We start from the raw sequence: 19624 nt of genomic DNA on the forward strand, positions 1-19624 counted from the left end.
GGTGCGCACTGTAAAAATAAAATAGAATTGCCGACTATTATACCTTGTTTGTCTTAGCCAAAAAAGCAACGATTGTAAGTAATTATTCACCATAGGCTGGGTATATGGGTTGTTCACTTTTTTGCTAAGCTTGTGTAATCAAGTTGTAACGCATACTATTGATAAATTGCACGGAGGGATATCAATTTAGGTCATGAAAACCAGTAAGCTCAGTATTCGATTATTATGGTATATCACACCTTTAGTGATCTTACCTTTGTTGTTTTTAGGTGGCTTTACGTTAACCAATGTGACCAATTCAACAAAAAAACAAGCAGAGCTTATTGTCAGTCGCTTTGTTGAGCAACAGCAACAAAAAATCTTCAATTACATTGACTCATTTCATTCGATTACCCGGTTACTTTCGACTTCTCCAGTATTGGCGGACTTTTTAGCCCGTGAACCCGAATCAAAAAACCAATACATTGAACGCCTTGGCGAGTTAATGAATGTATTTGCAAGTTATTCAGAAGCTTACCCTGATATAGTCAGCATTAACTATGTTGCCCCAGACGGCAAAAGTGATGCATTTTATTCAAGCCAATTAACCCCTGCGCCTAAAAGCTACCCGTTTTTTGATCAAGTACTGCAATCAAATTTGCGCCAGCAGCAATTTATGATCCCCAAAGAAGATGGCTCCACCAGTTTGTACTTTGTGCACCCTATTTACAATATCGATTACTACTTAAAACAGCCGCAACAGTTAGGATTTATTGTTGTACATGTAGAACCATCGATATTAAATGCCAGCATTTTAGAAGCGCCTTTTAATAACACCCTAAATTTGTTTTTGACAACTAAAGGACAAATTTTATTTAGCTCAGACTATGACTTACGGGGCAGCTACTTAAGTGAATACGAGCTTGAACAAATTAAGCATTTGGCCGATTACGGAAAACTAGCCAGCATTGAGCTTTCGAGTATCGATAAAGAAGAGCGTATCATCTATGCGGTGCAAATGACCGACGGCGATTACTTCATCTCGACCACCCCCAAAGATTTACTGTATCAGTCAGGTAAAGCCATCAGTTTAATTACTGCGTTAATTGTAATTATCTCTGTGATTTCACTACCTATTCTTATTTACATTGTGGTGCGTAATTTACTACTCACCCCAGTCGAGTTATTAGGCGCTGCAAGCCATCGCGTTGGTGATGGTGATTTATCTGTGTATTTGCCCGCCCATACAAACGATGAAGTAGGCGTACTTTTTAACGACTTTAACCACATGGTGAACCAAATTCGTCATTACCAAGACGAACTCGAAGAATATAAGCATCACCTAGAAGAAAAGGTTGAAAGCCGTACTAAAGCGCTCGAAGCAATGAATAGCAAGCTAGAAGTGGCAATCGCGCAAGCCGAACAAGCCAACCAACTAAAAAGCCGCTTTTTAGCAAATATGAGTCATGAAATTCGCACCCCACTTACCGCAATTATGGGTTTTACAGAGCAACTTCTGCACAACAAAGATGCGGTGAATGATGAACAACATTTAAGCACCATTTTACGTAACTCTAAGCACTTGCTTGAGCTCATCAATAACATTCTTGATTTATCAAAAATTGAAGCTGAAAAACTCGCTGTTGAGCGTGGGCCATGTAATGTAGTGCAGCTTATTCATGATATTGATTCGATTATTCGCCCACTGGCTAATGAGAAGCAACTGGCGTTTAATATCAACTACAAGCTACCAATCCCCAAAACCATTAATAGCGATACCACACGTTTAAAACAAATCTTGATCAATATTGCCAGTAATGCGGTTAAATTCACTGAGAAAGGCAGTATCTCGATTGATATTAGCTACAACAGCGAAAAACAAAATTTACAATTTGCGATTCAAGACACAGGTATTGGTATGTCAGAGCGCGAAGTTGAACGGGTATTTAAACCGTTTGAACAAGCTGATGCGACGACAACTCGCCGCTTTGGTGGTACAGGTCTTGGCTTGTGTATTTCGAAGAACTTAGCCCAGTTATTGGGTGGTGATGTGCAACTTATCAGTGAACCTGGAAACGGCAGTTGTTTTACCGTGCAAGTTGCAGCTCACTTAAATGCCGAGCAGCTTAAGTATGAGGCCTTTATTCATAACTATGAGCAGCTCTCGCCGAGTAAAGACGTACAGCTTTCATTCGCTGCTAATAGCTTTGATGCCAATATACTGGTGGCCGAAGATAACCCAGATAACCAGTTGCTGATCAAACTACTGTTACAAACTTGGGGACTTGAGCCTGACATCGCAAAAAATGGTGCTGAAGCGGTAGAAATGGCATTGGTTAATGATTATCAGTTGATCATCATGGATATGCAGATGCCTGTAATGGGTGGCTTAGAAGCGACGCAAATGTTACGTCATGCAGCCTACGATGGACCTATTATCGCGCTTACAGCCAATGTGATGAAAACCGATGTCGATACTTACATAGAAGCGGGCTGTGATGAAGCCCTTGCAAAACCAATCGATAAAGACGCATTAGAGCAAGTTCTCGTAAGCTACTTACACATTGAAAAAGATAGCCAAAACAAATGGGAAAATTTACTGAAAAGTGAAAAATTCCAACAAATTAACGACAACTATCGTTCAAAGCTGCCTGATTACTTAAGCCAGGTCGTGCAGTTGTATCGCACTAAAGAGTGGGAAGCGCTGCGCTCAGTAGCGCATAGCCTAAAAGGCAGTGCTGGGTGTTTTAGTTTTGAAGCAATTCATAAGACCGCTGGACAACTTGAAAATGCCTTACGTAGTAATCAAACTGAACAAATCGAGCAATGCTACAACGCGCTTATAAGCGCCCTTGAAGAGGCATCTTAAAGGCTAAAGCTCATGCCCATTAAAATAGCGTCTTCATTCCCTGTTGCGGTTGGGTAGTAGTTCTTGCGCACTGACATATGTGAAAAGCCAGCACTTTCGTACAAGCCAATAGCAGGTGCATTAGACTCACGCACTTCTAAGAAGAGGTTTTCAGCTTGGTGCTGTTCACCATGCTCAATAAAAGCATTTAACAACTGCTTAGCAATGCCCTGCCCTTGGTGCTTTGGCGCAACACAAATATCCATCAGGGTGTAATCTGGGCCCGCTTGCTCACCGATATAAAAACCTAGCATATCATCGCCATGAAAAGCAGCCAGGTTAAAGTAACGGCCCGCTAAACACGAAAGCATGGTTTTCTCTGTCCACGGGTGACTATGGCAGGCATTTTCAATAGCCATTAACTGGCTGATATAAGTTGCATCTACAGATTTAAAGCTTATCAAGTTGTTCACCGATTAAAGACCAAAGTTGTTTTTTCTGTTTACTATTAAGCTTATCGCTCGGTAAACCCAAGCACCCCTCTTGCCAGCTAATACTTGTTGTTTTAACGATTTCAGTAATAACTAACGGCGCAAATGCTTTTTCGAGGTCTTGGTGAAACTGTAACGGTAGCGTAAGTGTTTCTTGTTGAGTATTTGACATCTCTTCGCTAGAAACGTCAGGCACAGTTCGATAGTGTTGATTCAACTCTAAAGATTGTACAGAGAATATCGCAGCGTAACTTGGATTCATAACGACTCAATCATGATTAAGAGCAAGTAATATAGGGAGATTTGCGATTAAAGTAAAGAATGAAGAAATGGCAGGGGCGGAGAGATTCGAACTCCCAACCGTCGGTTTTGGAGACCGCTGTTCTACCAATTGGAACTACGCCCCTGCAATGACGACGAATTATATAGAGCTTTTTTCAAAGGTAAAGTAAAAAAACATAGTTTTTAGTTTAACTGCTTTTTAAATAAACAAAACGGCGAATTAGCAAGCTAATTCGCCGTTTTTGAACCAATTCAGGTCAGAATAATAAAATTATTCCCACTCGATTGTTGCCGGTGGCTTACCTGAAATATCGTAAACAACACGTGAGATACCATCGATTTCGTTGATGATACGGTTTGAAACCACACCTAAGAATTCATAAGGTAAGTGTGACCAACGTGCCGTCATAAAGTCGATTGTCTCTACACAACGTAGTGATACAACCCAGTCGTATTTACGTGCATCACCCATTACACCTACCGATTTAACTGGTAAGAATACAGTGAATGCTTGGCTTACTTTATGGTATAGCTCAGCTTTGTGTAGCTCTTCGATGAAGATAGCATCTGCGCGACGTAGTAAATCACAGTACTCTTTCTTGATTTCACCAAGTACACGAACACCTAAACCAGGACCCGGGAATGGGTGACGGTAAAGCATGTCGTAAGGCAGACCAAGCTCAAGACCAATTTTACGTACTTCATCTTTAAATAGCTCACGTAATGGCTCAACAAGACCCATTTTCATGTCGTCAGGTAAACCACCTACGTTGTGGTGAGACTTGATTACATGTGCTTTACCTGTTGCTGATGCAGCAGATTCGATTACGTCTGGGTAGATAGTACCTTGACCTAACCATTTAGCGTTTTTCAGCTTTTTAGCTTGCTCGTCGAATACTTTAATGAAGGTATGACCAATCGCTTTACGCTTATCTTCAGGGTCAGACTTACCTGCTAAGTCTGCTAAGAATTGATCTTCAGCATCCACTTTAACAATGTTTAGGCCAAACTTGTTGCCAAACATGTCCATAACTTGCTGACCTTCGTTTAAACGAAGAAGACCGTTATCAACGAATACACATGTTAGCTTGTCGCCAATTGCACGGTGAATAAGCATAGCTACAACAGATGAATCAACACCACCTGATAAACCTAAGATAACTTCGTCATCACCTACCGTTTCTTTAATACGCTCAATAGCATCGTCGATGATTTTAGCGGGTGTCCATAGCTTTTCACAGCCACAGATATCAATCGCGAAGCGCTCAAGTAAGCGTAAACCTTGGTGAGTATGAGTTACTTCTGGGTGGAACTGTACGCCGTAAAAACGTTTTTCTTCCCAAGACATTGCAGCATGCGGACACGTTGATGTTTTAGCAGTTGTTTTGAAAGTCTCTGGTACTTCCATCACTTTATCGCCGTGGCTCATCCAAACGTCTAGTACGCCTGCACCGCCGTCAGTAATGTGGTCTTCGATAGCATCGAATAACGCACAGTTACCTACTTTTTCAACTTGCGCATAACCAAACTCTTTCTTATCAGAGCTGTGTACGCTACCACCTAGTTGCGTTGCCATTGTTTGCATGCCGTAACAGATACCAAGTACTGGAACGCCTGCGTTAAATACATACTCAGGAGCACGTGGGCTGTTCTCAAGTGTTGTAGACTCAGGGCCACCCGACAAAATAATACCTTGTGGATTAAATTCGCGGATTTGCTCTTCAGTTACATCCCATGCCCATAGCTCACAGTAAACACCAATCTCACGTATACGACGTGCGATTAACTGTGTGTATTGCGAACCAAAATCTAAAATGAGAATTCGTGAATCGTGAATGTCTTTGCTCATGGAGTATCTCGTTAGTCAGGAACTGCTCTCCCAAAGGGAGATGATCAATAAATTAGGGCTAGCAAATGCTAGCCCATGTAATTTCAATACCTTAAGGTAATTAACCTAAGCGGTAGTTTGGCGCTTCTTTGGTGATTTGCACGTCGTGAACGTGTGACTCACCCATACCAGCTGAAGTAACGCGAACAAATTGAGGTTTAGTGTTTAACTCTTCAATTGTTGCACAGCCTGTTAAGCCCATTGCACTGCGAAGACCACCCACTTGTTGGTGAATGATTGTCGCGATAGGACCTTTATAAGCAACACGGCCTTCGATACCTTCAGGAACAAGCTTGTCTGCTTCGTTCGATTTTTGGAAGTAACGGTCTGATGAACCTTCTTTTTGGTCCATAGCACCAAGGCTACCCATACCACGGTATGATTTGTAGTAACGGCCTTGATATAGCTCGACTTCACCCGGTGCTTCTTCAGTACCCGCTAACATTGAACCAACCATTACACATGATGCGCCCGCAACAAGTGCTTTTACGATGTCACCAGAGAAACGAATACCACCGTCAGCAATAACAGGAATATCACGGCCTTTTAAGCCTTCAACTGCGTCAGAAATAGCAGTAATTTGTGGAACACCACAACCTGTTACGATACGAGTAGTACAAATAGAACCAGGACCGATACCTACTTTAACAGCATCAACACCTGCATCAGCAAGGGCAATCGCGCCTTCAGCTGTTGCAACGTTACCCGCTACGATTTGTAAATCAGGGTATGCTTGACGTGTTTGTGCAACACGGTCGATAACACCTTGAGAGTGACCATGTGATGTATCGATAAGTAGTACATCAACACCTGCTTCAACAAGCGCTGCGATACGCTCATCGGTACCCGCGCCAACACCAACAGCTGCACCTACACGTAGACGACCTTGCTCGTCTTTACATGCATGCGGCTTGTCTTGTGCTTTTTGATAATCTTTTACAGTGATCATGCCTTTAAGTTTAAATGCATCATCAACTACGAGAATTTTTTCGATACGGTGCTCGTGCATTAGACCTAAGATTTCATCACGGTCTGCACCCTCTTTAACAGTCACTAACGATTCTTTTTTCGTCATTACTGTAGAAACAGGTTGCTCAAGCTTAGTTTCAAAACGCATATCACGGCTTGTAACAATACCAACAAGGTTATTGTCAGCGTCAGTTACAGGGAAACCTGAAAAACCTTTGTCTTCTGAAAGCGCGATAGCATCAGCAATTGTAAGATCCGCAGTCACAGTAACAGGGAAAGAAACAATGCCCGCTTCGTAAGTTTTTACTTTACGAACGTTTTTAGCTTGCTCTTCGATTGTCATGTTCTTGTGGATGAAACCTAAACCGCCCTCTTGCGCTAAAGCAATCGCTAAGCGTGCTTCTGTTACAGTATCCATAGATGCTGAAACTAACGGCAAGTTAAGATTGATACCACGCGTTAAGCGAGTTGAAATATTTGCCGTGTGTGGCAAAACAGTAGAATGACCTGGTACTAAAAGTACGTCGTCAAAGGTAAGAGCTTCTTTAGCGATTCTTAGCATAGTGCAACTTCTCACATGTGGATCTGAGTATAAGGAATTGCGGCCAAATTTTATCAGCGTTGTGAGCACGAGTAAATAAAATTATTCATTTATTTGTGTTAAAGTACACACAGAATTTTTTACTGGGGTTATTAATGGCTTTTACGCACTCAACACAGCCTGTTTACACGGTCTCGCGCCTAAATAAGGAAATTCGCCATGTTTTAGAACAAGGCTTCTCATCGCTTATCTTAAATGGTGAAATTTCTAACTTTATAGCCCCTGCATCTGGACACTGGTACTTCACTCTAAAAGACGACCGAGCACAGGTAAAAGCGGCGATGTGGCGCGGCAATAATCGCGGCCAAACTTTTCGCCCAAGCAATGGTGCACAAGTAACTGTGCGCGCCCGCGTATCCTTGTATGAACCCCGTGGTGATTATCAGCTGATTGTTGAGCACATGGCCCCTGCTGGTGAAGGTTTATTAAAACAAGAGTTTGATGCGCTTAAAATGCGCTTAGCTGCCGAAGGCCTATTTAGCTCAGCTCACAAAAAACCATTACCAACCAATATCAATCGTATTGGGGTGATTACCTCAGCCACTGGGGCAGCTATTCGCGATATTCTTACCGTACTAAAACGCCGTGCTCCGCAGCTTGAAGTCGTGATTTATCCAGCGATGGTACAAGGCGCAGATGCCCACAGCCAATTAATAGAAAAAATAAGCATCGCCAATCAGCGTAATGAAGTGGATGTACTTATATTAGGTCGCGGTGGTGGTTCACTCGAAGATTTGTGGTGCTTTAACCATGAGCAATTGGCTCGCGCCATTTTCGCAAGTCACTTACCAATCGTTAGTGCCGTTGGTCACGAAGTCGATACCACAATAAGTGACTATGTAGCCGATATTCGTGCCGCAACCCCTTCGGCTGCAGCTGAGCTAGTTAGCCCAAACACGGAAGAGCTACATAATAAAGTTACGCAGTTAGTTAGGCACTTAAATCATGCTTTTAAACATTCCTTGGCAGTAAAGCGCAGTACTGCAACACAATTTGAGCATCGCTTACAACTTTGCCATCCACGTAATCAACTCAATCAGCAAGCGCAAAAATTAGATGAGCTTAGTTTAGCCTTGCATGGTGCAATGAATAACAAAATTCAGCGATATGAGCGAGTACTTGCTAACTTAACACCACGCTTGATGCAACGTTCACCTGAAAATCAGCTCGCAAAAAGCGAGCATCAGCTCGCGCAACTACACGCCCGACTGAGACAAACGATGCAACAGCAACTTTCAAGTTCACGCAATCAGCTTTCTTTGCAAGCGAGCCGCTTAGATTCTGTAAGCCCACTCAGTGTATTAGCTCGTGGTTATAGCATTACCAAGAACCAGCAAGGCAAAGTGGTGAAATCAGTTAACGATGTAAGTTCAGGAGAGTTTATAACCACCGAACTTACCGATGGTCAGTTGCACTCGAAGGTCGTTTAACTTTACTCGGTACTAGCGATAACGGTTAGACTGCCATCACTCGAAGTGCTGGAAGTAAACTTAAACTGCTTCCACCAGCTTTGTTCCATCATTTTATCGCCTAAATCACGCCAATAACGGCTTGGTAAGTCATCTACACCCTCTGGTTGCAGTAGCTTAAACTGACAAACGGAGCTTTTGCACGTTGCGATTTTTAGCTCTGGTTGTACAGGTAAATCTGCCATGATTAAAAAATCGCTCATCGCAGTTTCAACTTGGTAAGCCCACGCTTCATCACGAGATTGCTCTTCTAACAAGGTATAAAGTTCTTCAAGATGTGAATCAATTTGCTGCGGGGGAATTGCACTTGAACGGTAGTTAGCAATCACAGCTTGTTGGCTTTCAACTTGTAGCTTTAGCTCAGCAATTTGTTGTTCAAGCTCACTTTCACTCAGATTTTCTGGTACGTCAGCTTTAGGTGCAGCGATTTTTTTAGCATTCACAGGGACTACCGACTTGGTTTGCTGTGGCGCCTCAACAGTTTGCGCTTCAATAAATTCTTGCTGGTGAGTTTGAGTCTGTTCTAGTGGATTAGACTGAAAGAGTGACATAGCAAGAGCGCCACAAAAAAATGACGCTATAACAGCTAATCCGAAGGATAATTTAGACAATTCCATTGCTCTTTATTGATGTAAAACTACAACATAGCACTGGTGTGTGAGGCATTACTAGCGGTAGTTGTGCCATCATCTAAAAAGTTTTGGTTCATGCTTTCGGCTGGACAGGGACAGCTCGGTTTGCCGACCACTTTAGCAGGTACCCCAACCACAGTTGTGTGTGCAGGAACCGGACTTAACACCACTGAATTAGCACCAATACGCGCCCCCTCACCGACTTCGATGTTACCTAGTACTTTAGCACCTGCGCCAATCAATACACCGGCACGTATTTTAGGGTGGCGATCACCTTGTTCATTACCTGTACCACCTAAGGTTACAGATTGTAGAATCGAAACGTTATCTTCGATAACTGCAGTTTCACCAATTACAATCCCAGTTGCATGGTCAAACATAATACCATGACCAACTTTACAAGCAGGATGGATGTCAACGCCAAATACTTCTGAGGTTCTGCTCTGAATGAAACGAGCAAGCTCTTTTCGGTTTTGTTGCCATAAGCAATTTGCGAGTCGGTGTGCTTGTATTGCATGGAAGCCTTTAAGGTTCAAAATAACAGTTAAGTAACTATCGGCCGCAGGGTCGCGATCTTTAACTGCTTTTATGTCATGAGCCACATGTGTCAGCATGAGGTCACATTTAACAAAGGCTTGATCGAATAATTCACGGATAGTAAATGCTGATACCACCGCATCTGCGAGTTTATTCGCGACAATAAAGCTAAGCGCCGAACCTAAGCATTCATGATTTAACACACACGAATAAACGTGACTTGCTAAAAGCGGTTCACGGGAAACGACTTCGTTTGCTTCATCTCGAAGCTTTTGCCAAATTTCATGACGCATAATATTGCCTTTCTGGTTGTACCTAACTGCTAAGCCTTTAGTTTAACGGATTTGTAGCAAGATGTACTAACCCGTTATTTATTTGTTCTGGTTATATGTAATAACCAGAGTATCAAACCTTATTTTTGATCATTTGCAGGTGTTTTTAAATCAATCTCATATGACAGCTGCAAACTCTAATGACAGGCGCGCGGTTTAATTAAAGTACTTATTTTTCAACAACAAAACAGATATGACATCTTGTCTGTCATATGCCAAAATAGGAACTGGCGTATTACTGACGGCGTAAAAAACAAAAATAATCATTAAATTTACATCATCAACTTAACAAGGAAACGATGATGAAAAACGACGTACTAAACTCACACAAATTAGGTTATAAGTTCTACTTTCAAGATGGTGATAATCAAATCGCATGCTTTGGTCACATCATGAGCGGTAAAGAAAAAATATATGTAAACGATGAATTGGTTAGTGAAAAGCGCAGCTTCGGTTTTAAAAGTCACCACGACTTTAATTACCAAGAGAATGCTTATGCAGTCGAATTTGAGATGCAAAATATACTAACAGGTAAGCTTGAATGTTCGTTTTACAAAGCAGGTAAATTAGTTCAACAGAGCACACAGACTTCACTTACAGATAACCCAAAGCAAGTGGCTATGGTTACCTTAGGGTGTTTTATTGGTGGAGCAATTTTTGGTTTTGCCCTAATCACGTTAATTGAACCGTTCATTGGGAAGTAAGTAATGCAACTGAACCCTAATACAATTAAAGCACTGAGGCTTAAATTCGAGTGGACGCAGCAACAACTGGCCGATGCCTGTGATGTAAGCCTACGAACCATTCAACGAGTTGAAAAAGAAGGCGCTGCGTCAAAAGAAACTACCATGAGCTTATGCGCAGTGTTTGAAGTACGCCAAGGTGAGCTCATCAAGCTCGATGACGAATCAACTAATGACAGCAAAGCACACGCAGTGAGTAAGCAAAACCTAGCTGTAATCGTAGCGACTTCTTCGTTTATTAGTTTCGCCCTTGGTATGGCAACAGTATTTGTTATTTTTTAGGAGTGAAATATGACCAAAGAACAACGCGGCTATGCCACACTTATCGGCTTTGTAATAGTAACCATGCTATTTGCGCTAGGTGTTAAAATTGGTTCTATACTTTAGCATTTCCTGATGCTTTACTTAGAGACTTAGGCCAACTGTCAGAACTGAACTTAAAATGCAGTACTGACAGCTGTTAACTACATGAGCTAAATAGGAGCTTTACACTCCCCCTTCAGGACTCTAGCAAAACACTTTTATGAAAGCTTTAAGCGTAGCTTAGAGGAAAATTCTCCATTTATTGCTAACCTTAAATAACTAAGCACTGGCTAGGTTATAAAGTGGTTGAATCAAAAGAGTTTCTAAAGTTAATACTCGATACTATCTCTGAGCATATTGTGGTGATTAATGACTCGGGGGATATCACATTTGTAAATCGCAGCTGGCTATCATTCGGCGATGAGAATGGATGCGAGTGTAACACTCAGTGGGAAAGTCAAAACTATCTAGCTATTTGTAGATCAGCTGCGGCCCATGGCGATGAGTTTGGTGAAAAGGCCTACACCGGAATAAACCAAGTTATCAATCAACAGCTCGCAGAGTTTTACTTGGAATATCCTTGTCATAGTGATACTGAAAGCCGCTGGTTTATGATGCGCGCAGTACCTTTAAAACTTGGCAAAACAGATTATGTTGTGATCAGCCACTTAAATATTACTGAACGTAAACTTGCCGAGCAGCAAGTTCGAGAGCTTGCTCGTATCGATGGTCTAACGCAAGTTGCTAACCGACGTCATTTTGATGATTTTTATTCGCAAGAATGGAGTCGCTGTGCACGCTTAAAACATCCCTTATCCATAGCGATGGTCGATCTTGATAACTTTAAGTCTCTTAACGATAACCTTGGTCATCTAGTTGGTGATAATTGCTTAAAAGAAGTGGCAAAACTATTGTCTGAATTTACTCGCAGGCCCAGTGACTTGTGCGCAAGATACGGCGGTGAAGAATTTGTTCTAGTACTTGGTAATACGCAAAGCCATAATGCTCAATTACTCGTAACACGTTTTATGACAAAACTTGCTACGCTAAAGTTGGCTGAACTGGCTGGCTACCCATTAACAGTAAGTGTCGGGTTAGCCACGCTATATCCTAGTAGTTGTGATGATGCCATGTTACTCATTGAAATGGCTGATAGCGCGCTTTATCAAGCAAAAGAAGCTGGCCGAAATCAACTTGTAGTTGCTGATAACATCGAGCCATTAAGCATAGAAAAATGCCCCTAAATAGGGGCATTGATTAGTTAATTAGTAATTATTGAAATACTTTTTCGACATCAAGTACTTTAATATTTTTCGCTGGTATTGCAAGTTTATAATCTGCAATCACTTTATCTTCAGCAACAAGTTCTGCCGGTTTTTCAGCGTTATACACCATAGGTGATGTTTGCTCTGATGCTAAACGTTTTTGCATATCTTTGCCGTCACCGGTAATAAATACATAGTGAATATTCTCGGTTTGCAGGTTATCGCGAATAACGCGGTTAACATCATCAAGGGTTAGCTTTTCAAGCTTGCCGCGCACATAGTCTACAAAGCTCTCTGTGTTATAGAACTCACTATCAAGTGCATAGCCTAATTGACGATCTTGGCTTGCAACCATTTGCGGCACAAAGTTAATTAAGAAATTACGAGTCGCTTCAAAATCTTCCTTACTAATGCCATTTTTAATTAGCTTATCAAGCTCAAATAATGCCGTACGTGTTGCAAAGTGAGCATCGTTATTAGAACGCAGCGGGCGTAACCATACTTGGAAAATTTGCTCTGAACGACCTAAGTTAGCATCTGGTTTTGTTTGGAACATACCACGTGGGAAGTATTCGATGTATGCATAGTCGCCGTAGTTCATACCACGGGTTTGACGAATGCGTTGATATAAGAAGCTGTTTGAACTGCGGTGTTCACCAAAATAAGAGCGAACTAACCAAAGGGCTGTCCAATCATCGCTGCTACGAATTGTATCAATTGGGAAACCAAAGGACACTGCGGTAGATTGCGCTGATTTCTCAACAATAGTCGCATGATGACCTTTAAGTACTGGCGCATCAGGGATCATTAAACGGCTTTCTTTACCTTGTGGAAGTTGGGTTAAATCTTTCATCATTGTCGATTTAACATCACTTGGGATAGCACCAATTAGACCCACTGTTAGTTTAGATTGTGTAAACTGGCTATTATAAAACGCTTTGACGTCATCAAGTGTCAATGCTTCAAGATCTGATATGTCACCGTAGTTATAACTTTCGTAAGGATGACCTTTATAAAGCTGATGATAAAGCACTTCTTTACCTAGTTCCTCATCATTTGACGCTTTAAGGCCCGCTTTAATGCTATCTATAAGCTCTTTTTTCAGACGCTTGAAATCATCTTCTCTAAAGCCAGGGTTTAACAATTGATCGCTAACAAGCGCATACCATTTCGCAGCATTATCTTTGTGTACTCGACCACGAAGTGAAATCATCTCTTTATCAAGTTGATAACCAAAGCTTCCCGCCAAAGGATATAAGGCTTTCTTAATATCTTTATAGCTCATTGATTCTGAACCACCTTGCGCTAGCATCGCGGCTGTTAGCGCCGCTAAACCTTTTTTGCCTTGTGGATCAGCTGCCGCACCGGTATTGAATAACCAGTTTACATCAACCAGTGGTGAACTATTTGTTTTATCAAGTACTTTAAAATGACGTTCTGTTGGTGCTTGCTCGATACTTGCCACCGCTGCATTTAAATCAACTTCCTGCTCAAAACCAGTTACTTTATCAAGCGCCGACATTGTCACAGTGGTACGGCTTGAATCAACAAAATACTTGTTTGCTACTGCTTTGATATCTTCTGGAGTGATGCTATCAGCAGTGGCGTAAAGTTGGTTAATAACTTCAGGGTCGCGCTCAAAGTGCATGTAGCTTGCAAGCGTTGAGGCTATTGATTGCGATGAATCAAGACCATTGATAAAGCTGTATTTTAAGTTAGATTTTAAATCAGCTAACTTTTGCGCATCAACTAACTCAGTACGTGCTTGTGCATAAGTACGGTTAATCGCATCACGGGCTTTAGCAAGATCTGCTTCGTTTTCGACTTTTACAAAAACATGTAATAAACCGGGGTCTTTAGTATCTGGGTTATAGGTAAACATTTGACTGGCAATTTGTTTATCAACAACAAGTTCTTGATAAAGTGCCGAGTTATTTGAGAAATAAAGCTGCGAAATCAAATCAAGCGCAGCACGGTCTTTTTGAGTTGGATCCCATGCTGTGCCTTTGTAAGACACTAGTAACCAATGACCCGGTAAACCATCATATTTTTCATGAACGTACTTAGGTGCTTGTTGTTTCGGTTCAGTTGGAATGTCGGCTTGGTAATCACCTTTTTTCCAGTTACCCCAATGCTTTTTCACCATTGCCATAGTTTCTTGTGGATCAACATCACCAACAATGACTAAAGAGACGTACTCAGGCTTATAAAACTTAGCGAAAAACTCTTTACCATATGCCATTTGATCAGGCATGGCTTCGATGTCTTCAAAAAAGCCCATCGTGGTGTGTTTATATGTGTGCTTCTCGAATGCTTCGTTACGAACGGCAGAAAGTAACTTACGAATTGGGCTAGCATTATTCTTTAAATATTCACCTTTTACAGTCAGTGCTTCAGTACGGAACTGCTCTTCGCTGTAAGTCAGGTTTTGGAAAATATCAGCTTCGATTTCGAGTACTTTATCTAAGTGCTCTTTTGAGAAATTTAAGTGATAGTTAGTGTAATCGTTGGTCGTATACGCGCGATTATCAACACCTGAGTTCTTTAAAATATCTGAATAGACATCTTGCGGGAATTTTTCAGAGCCTTTAAACATCATATGCTCAAAGAAGTGTGCAAAACCAGTTTTACCTGCTTCAACTTCATTACGTGAACCAACCGATACCGGAATTTGCAGTGATACGACGTCTGGGTAGTCGGTTTTCACTACCATTACGCGAAGGCCGTTCTCAAGCTCTTCTAATAGGTAATCTTGGCTAAATACACGGTTATCATCTTGGCTTACTTGCTGCTCAATTTCGACTTCTTTAACTATATTTGACTGTGAGTTACTTGCGCAGCCACTCAGCGCAAGTGTTACAGCAAAACTGGTTGCTAATAATCTAAATTTCATAATGTTCCCTTGTTAGTTATTTTTCTCATAATGATTGCAGCTTGATTATGCATCAAAGCGCCAGAAAATATGAGGGTCAGGGCAATAATTTATGTAAACAGGTGTGTCAATTTCGTAGAACACCTCACATTCAACTTGAGTAAAATTCATAGTCATTGAAAAACTTTCATCAGAAAAATCTATCTAGACGTCTAAATGGCTGCTATATTGTTTACATAGACATTAGCACAAGCTGGAATGAGGATTATGGCTTTATCATTACAAGAGAAAATTGAAGACACCAATCAAGGCGTCTACCTTATCGGTACCACACCACCAAAATCAGGTACTGATAAAGCCATGCTTGAAACTATTGCCCAAAAGCTACTAGGTCGCTTGCACGAAATTGAATACGATGGTGTGATCATTTACGACATTCAAGATGAAAGCAGCCGAATTGCTAAACCGCGCCCTTTTCCGTTTAAAGAAACGGTTGATCCACGTGAATATAGTCAACTACTTCGCAGCCTCTCACAACTGGATGTAATCACTTATAAAAGTGTTGCCCAACGTGGTGAAGCTGAGTTTACCGAGTGGTTAAATGAAACTCGAAATGATTTTGAATTAAAGAACTTAGTGCTAGTAGGTAGTCCATCATCTCATGGTGACATCAAATTAAGCCTTTCTGATGCTTATAAAACGCTAGTAAAACAGAATAGCGATGTATTTTTAGGTGGCGTTACTATTGCAGAGCGTCACGCTAGCAAACGTAATGAACATGAACGTTTAGTCGAAAAAACAGCGCAAGGCTGTAAGTTTTTCATCTCACAAGCCGTTTACAATGCCCAAGCGACTATTGATTTGATCACCAGCTATGCCCGCAGCTGTAAAGCACAAGGCACAACCCCAAAGCGTATTATTCTAACGTTTACTCCATGTGGCGGTGAAAAAACCTTAGAATTTATGGAGTGGTTAGGAATTTCGGTACCAGAGGCGACTAAGTACCGTATGTTAGATTCGGCAAATACATTGAGTGAATCGGTGCGTATTTGCCGTGAGAATCTTGACTTAATTTTACAAAGCTGTGCGCATTTAGATGTACCGCTCGGTTTAAATATCGAAAGCTTAACTAATCGTAAAGAAGAAATTGATGCGTCAATTAACCTTTATCGTTTACTTAAAGCGACCATGGAGCTGAACCTAGCTGAGAAACAAATAGCTTAACGTGCTGCCTTCGAGGCTTGCTTTTTCTCATACATATCTTCATCTGCTCGTTTTAATAGCTCAGCAAAGTTTTCTTTTGGCTGAGCTATCACCCCAGAACCAATACTTAAACTCGTAACTGGAATGCCCCGCTTTGCTAAATTAGATTGATAGGTGGTGTTGAGCTTATCGGCTATGCTTTCTATGCAATCACCTGGCTGAACTTGCAATAAAGCAATAAACTCATCGCCCCCTAAGCGGCCAATAATATCGGTTTCACGAAGACACTCTTTCATAGTGTCAGCTAAACAAATAAGCGCGAGATCGCCAACTTCATGGCCGTAAGTATCGTTGAGCGGTTTAAAACTGTTTATATCAATAAACAAACAGCTAATGTCAAAGCCAAGACGTTTCGATATATTCAGTTTATGTTGGCAAAGTAGGTCTATTGCGCGGCGATTATAAATATTGGTAAGTGAATCGAGCATGGCAATTTCACGCATCTGCGTAAAATTATCTAACAACGCAAGGTCGTCCTCAACCATATCGCGAAGTTGCTCTATTAATTCTAAAAAGCTCTGTTGATAGTGAGTCTGCTTAAAATCCATTACACAAAATGTGCCAAACGGTTCACCATTAGGCCAACTAATAGGTACGCCAAGGTAAGATTCAAAACCATCTTTCACTAGTGGGCTATCATCCCACTGAGAGTCTTTACTTGCATGATCAACATAAAGTGGTGCCATATCTCGCACAACTTTTTTACAGAAGATATTATCGTCAGCATTTAATTCAGCCCCTGCTTCATAGGGGTTTTCTTGTTGCTCACTGGATACAATAATACGATAAACATTGTCAGTTTTATGGACGATAAAACCCGCAGGAGCAGAAAACAACTCAGTCATGAGATTAATTGTTTTCTGCCACTTTTCTAAGGAAAATTGTTTATCAGCGCGGCGAAAAACCCACTTATTTTCTTCTAACATACTAAACTCTCAACTTTAGCCTGAGGATAGTATAAATATATGCCAAATTTAGGAACGTCTCCTACTTTTTTGCCCTAAGATACGTTTTTTATCACGCGAGCGCCGTGCTTTATTTGTATTTTTACGAACCTGTTTTGGCTCTTTGGTTAAATCAGGCTCATATCCTGGTAACCACTGTGGAGTAAGTCTCGTGTCGAGTAAGATATCTATTTCATCCAGTAACCATTGCTCATCAATACTAACCAGCGACATCGCCATCCCTTTCTCGCCAGCACGACCTGTACGACCAATACGGTGTACATAATCTTCGGCCACATAAGGCAGTTCGTAATTGATTACATACTTTAACGAAGCAATATCAAGGCCACGAGCAGCAACATCTGTCGCAACCAGTACTCTTGTCGCACCGGATTTAAAGTTATGTAGCGCTTTATCTCGTGCTCCTTGGCTTTTATCGCCATGAATAGATTCAGTTTTTAAACCGTCTTTACACATTTCTTTTGCAAGCACATCAGCGGTTTGTTTAGTACGAGTGAATATTAGTACTTGCTGCCAATTCTTCATACCAATCATATGTGATACCAGTTCACGCTTACGATCTTCATCAACCGCATAAACTAGCTGCTCAACTTCAACCGCTGCTGAGTTGCGTTTATTTACTTCAACTAATTTAGGATCATTCAATAACTGCTTACTTAGCTTAAAGATGCTGTCGTCAAATGTTGCTGAAAACAATAAGGTTTGACGATCTTTTGGCACGTGACGCAAGATACGATTGATCTCGTCAATAAAGCCCATATCAAGCATGCGATCAGCTTCATCGAATACCAAAGCATTAATACTAGAGAGCTTAATACTGCCCTTGATCACATGATCAAGTAAGCGCCCAGGTGTTGCGATGACAACTTGTGCAGCTTTTATGGCTTTAATTTGTGGGCCAATACTGGCGCCGCCATAAGCAAGCGCCGCTTTTATATCTGTGTGCGCAGCATAGCGCTCTACACTTGCAAATACTTGCTGAGCGAGCTCTCGGGTGGGCGTTAAAATAAGTACCTTAACAGCATCAGGGAGTACTTCAGCAGACATCAAGTTGTGCAGTAGTGGTAAAACAAAGGCGGCTGTTTTGCCCGTTCCGGTTTGTGCACTGCCCATTACATCAGCTCCCGCTAAAATGAGTGGGATGGTTTGCGCTTGAATTGCTGTGGGGGTGTGATAATTCTCTTCTTGCAAAGCACTTAGCAATGCAGGTGCAAGATTTAACTCTGAAAAGGTCGCTACTGACATATTCTGAAGTACATTTGGCTATAAAAGCGCTATTGTACGCTGAACATCAGCAACAAAAAAGGCGCAATGAGCGCCCTTTATAGCAAATGTAGAGATTACTCTGGTTTAAGTGATTCTTTACGGTGATTATAAAAACTAATTAAGTCATCAACCGTTGCTTGGCAATAATCACGAATACCAGATACAAGCATGTGCTTTTCACCTGAGCCTACTTTCTTGCCGTTTTCTAAAAGGTTAAAGCGAAGCGTAATTTTTCCGCGCTTGCCAGTAAATTCAAAATCAGGTTCCGCAAATTGTAATTCAGGTGCGCTAATATCAAGGCGATCTAGGTTAATCAGCATTGACTCGTAAATCACCATAGGGCGCGCAGGGTTGATCATCACGTCTTGCTTACCCATTAATGGGATAATGACATGCGGAAACGTAGTGCCAGAAAACTCAACATAATTTTTAATTAAGCTATTCGTTAATTCTGGACACTGGCTAACAGCACCTTCTCGTTTAACTTTTAGCATTACTTTTTCGCCATCGGTAATCGCAAACTCATCAGCACCCTCAGGGAAAGTTAGCTTTGAATTTTCATCAACCATACCAGCGAAAGTAAACTCCATTTTTTCACTTATGCCGTAACGGTTTAAAACCAGCGAAAAAAGTAAATCGCCCGGTACACAAAACTTTTTAGCGTCTTTATCGTGTAACGGATTGAAATCATCAGCCACTAATTTGGCGAAACGACAGCCTTGCTCACGTGAGATAGAAACGTAATCAGCATGCTGCTGATAATAAGGACTTAACATAATTGTTCACTGCTTAAACTACTTATAACCTGACTATACTACCAGAAAAATAGAAAATAGAGGTCGAATCTGTTAATTATAAATCACGAACTTAGGAGATGTTTAATGACATTAGCTAAAATATTGGTTTCGATAGGCTAAAT

General features: G+C 41.3%; 16 protein-coding genes and 1 tRNA gene. 6 read left to right on the forward strand and 11 right to left on the reverse strand.

Annotation, left to right across the window (positions count from 1 at the left end; translation table 11 throughout):
* Window positions 1–193: 193 nt before the first annotated feature.
* On the forward strand, window positions 194–2848 hold the full coding sequence (locus tag HYD28_15070) for a response regulator (GenBank protein ID QLE10164.1): 2655 nt from the start codon (window positions 194–196) through the stop codon (window positions 2846–2848).
* On the opposite strand, the gene rimI is transcribed toward HYD28_15070, so the two are convergent.
* The 5 genes from rimI to guaB all read right to left on the reverse strand — a co-directional run bounded on the left by rimI (window position 2845) and on the right by guaB (window position 7019).
* Entirely contained in the window at window positions 2845–3291 is a 447-nt protein-coding gene (gene rimI / locus HYD28_15075; protein ID QLE10165.1) for a ribosomal protein S18-alanine N-acetyltransferase, read from the reverse strand. The two genes, HYD28_15070 and rimI, sit on opposite strands and share 4 nt — an antisense overlap.
* Entirely contained in the window at window positions 3278–3580 is a 303-nt protein-coding gene (locus tag HYD28_15080) for a hypothetical protein (GenBank protein ID QLE10166.1), read from the reverse strand. Before HYD28_15080 ends, rimI begins: the two co-directional genes overlap by 14 nt.
* A gap of 68 nt (window positions 3581–3648) precedes the next feature.
* A tRNA-Trp gene (locus tag HYD28_15085) sits at window positions 3649–3725 on the reverse strand.
* Between the two features lie 146 nt (window positions 3726–3871).
* The gene (guaA, locus tag HYD28_15090; protein QLE10167.1) at window positions 3872–5449 is read right to left on the reverse strand and encodes a glutamine-hydrolyzing GMP synthase; all 1578 of its coding nucleotides are present in this window, start codon (window positions 5447–5449) and stop codon (window positions 3872–3874) included.
* A gap of 100 nt (window positions 5450–5549) precedes the next feature.
* On the reverse strand, window positions 5550–7019 hold the full coding sequence (gene guaB, locus HYD28_15095) for an IMP dehydrogenase (GenBank protein QLE10168.1): 1470 nt from the start codon (window positions 7017–7019) through the stop codon (window positions 5550–5552).
* 134 nt (window positions 7020–7153) lie between these two features.
* On the opposite strand from guaB, the gene xseA reads away from it, so the two are divergent.
* Complete coding sequence (xseA, locus tag HYD28_15100) at window positions 7154–8488, forward strand: exodeoxyribonuclease VII large subunit (GenBank protein ID QLE10169.1); 1335 nt, start codon at window positions 7154–7156, stop codon at window positions 8486–8488.
* A 2-nt stretch (window positions 8489–8490) separates the two neighbouring features.
* On the opposite strand, the gene HYD28_15105 is transcribed toward xseA, so the two are convergent.
* A complete protein-coding gene (locus HYD28_15105) occupies window positions 8491–9078 on the reverse strand; it encodes a hypothetical protein (GenBank protein ID QLE10170.1) in 588 nt (195 codons plus the stop codon).
* 86 nt (window positions 9079–9164) lie between these two features.
* Window positions 9165–9989, reverse strand: a complete 825-nt coding sequence (cysE, locus tag HYD28_15110; protein QLE10171.1) for a serine O-acetyltransferase — start codon at window positions 9987–9989, stop codon at window positions 9165–9167.
* A gap of 341 nt (window positions 9990–10330) precedes the next feature.
* Here cysE and HYD28_15115 point away from each other — a divergent pair, with 341 nt between their 5' ends.
* The 3 genes from HYD28_15115 to HYD28_15125 all read left to right on the forward strand — a co-directional run bounded on the left by HYD28_15115 (window position 10331) and on the right by HYD28_15125 (window position 12318).
* A complete protein-coding gene (locus tag HYD28_15115; GenBank protein QLE10574.1) occupies window positions 10331–10732 on the forward strand; it encodes a hypothetical protein in 402 nt (133 codons plus the stop codon).
* Window positions 10733–10735: 3 nt separating this feature from the next.
* On the forward strand, window positions 10736–11053 hold the full coding sequence (locus tag HYD28_15120) for a helix-turn-helix transcriptional regulator (protein QLE10172.1): 318 nt from the start codon (window positions 10736–10738) through the stop codon (window positions 11051–11053).
* 323 nt (window positions 11054–11376) lie between these two features.
* Complete coding sequence (locus HYD28_15125) at window positions 11377–12318, forward strand: sensor domain-containing diguanylate cyclase (protein QLE10173.1); 942 nt, start codon at window positions 11377–11379, stop codon at window positions 12316–12318.
* A gap of 28 nt (window positions 12319–12346) precedes the next feature.
* Here the strand turns inward: HYD28_15125 and HYD28_15130 are convergent, their stop codons facing one another.
* Entirely contained in the window at window positions 12347–15232 is a 2886-nt protein-coding gene (locus tag HYD28_15130; protein ID QLE10174.1) for an insulinase family protein, read from the reverse strand.
* Between the two features lie 246 nt (window positions 15233–15478).
* Between HYD28_15130 and HYD28_15135 the strand changes: the two genes are divergently transcribed.
* Complete coding sequence (locus HYD28_15135) at window positions 15479–16435, forward strand: hypothetical protein (GenBank protein ID QLE10175.1); 957 nt, start codon at window positions 15479–15481, stop codon at window positions 16433–16435.
* Here the strand turns inward: HYD28_15135 and HYD28_15140 are convergent.
* The 3 genes from HYD28_15140 to HYD28_15150 all read right to left on the reverse strand — a co-directional run bounded on the left by HYD28_15140 (window position 16432) and on the right by HYD28_15150 (window position 19481).
* Complete coding sequence (locus HYD28_15140) at window positions 16432–17400, reverse strand: GGDEF domain-containing protein (protein QLE10176.1); 969 nt, start codon at window positions 17398–17400, stop codon at window positions 16432–16434. The two genes, HYD28_15135 and HYD28_15140, sit on opposite strands and share 4 nt — an antisense overlap.
* 48 nt (window positions 17401–17448) lie before the next feature.
* Complete coding sequence (locus HYD28_15145) at window positions 17449–18684, reverse strand: DEAD/DEAH box helicase (protein QLE10177.1); 1236 nt, start codon at window positions 18682–18684, stop codon at window positions 17449–17451.
* A 95-nt stretch (window positions 18685–18779) separates the two neighbouring features.
* Window positions 18780–19481, reverse strand: coding sequence for a DUF3581 domain-containing protein (locus tag HYD28_15150; GenBank protein QLE10178.1), 702 nt, complete (start codon window positions 19479–19481; stop codon window positions 18780–18782).
* Window positions 19482–19624 lie beyond the last annotated feature (143 nt).

The sequence above is a fragment of the Pseudoalteromonas shioyasakiensis genome, from assembly GCA_013391845.1.
GTDB lineage: Bacteria > Pseudomonadota > Gammaproteobacteria > Enterobacterales > Alteromonadaceae > Pseudoalteromonas > Pseudoalteromonas apostichopi.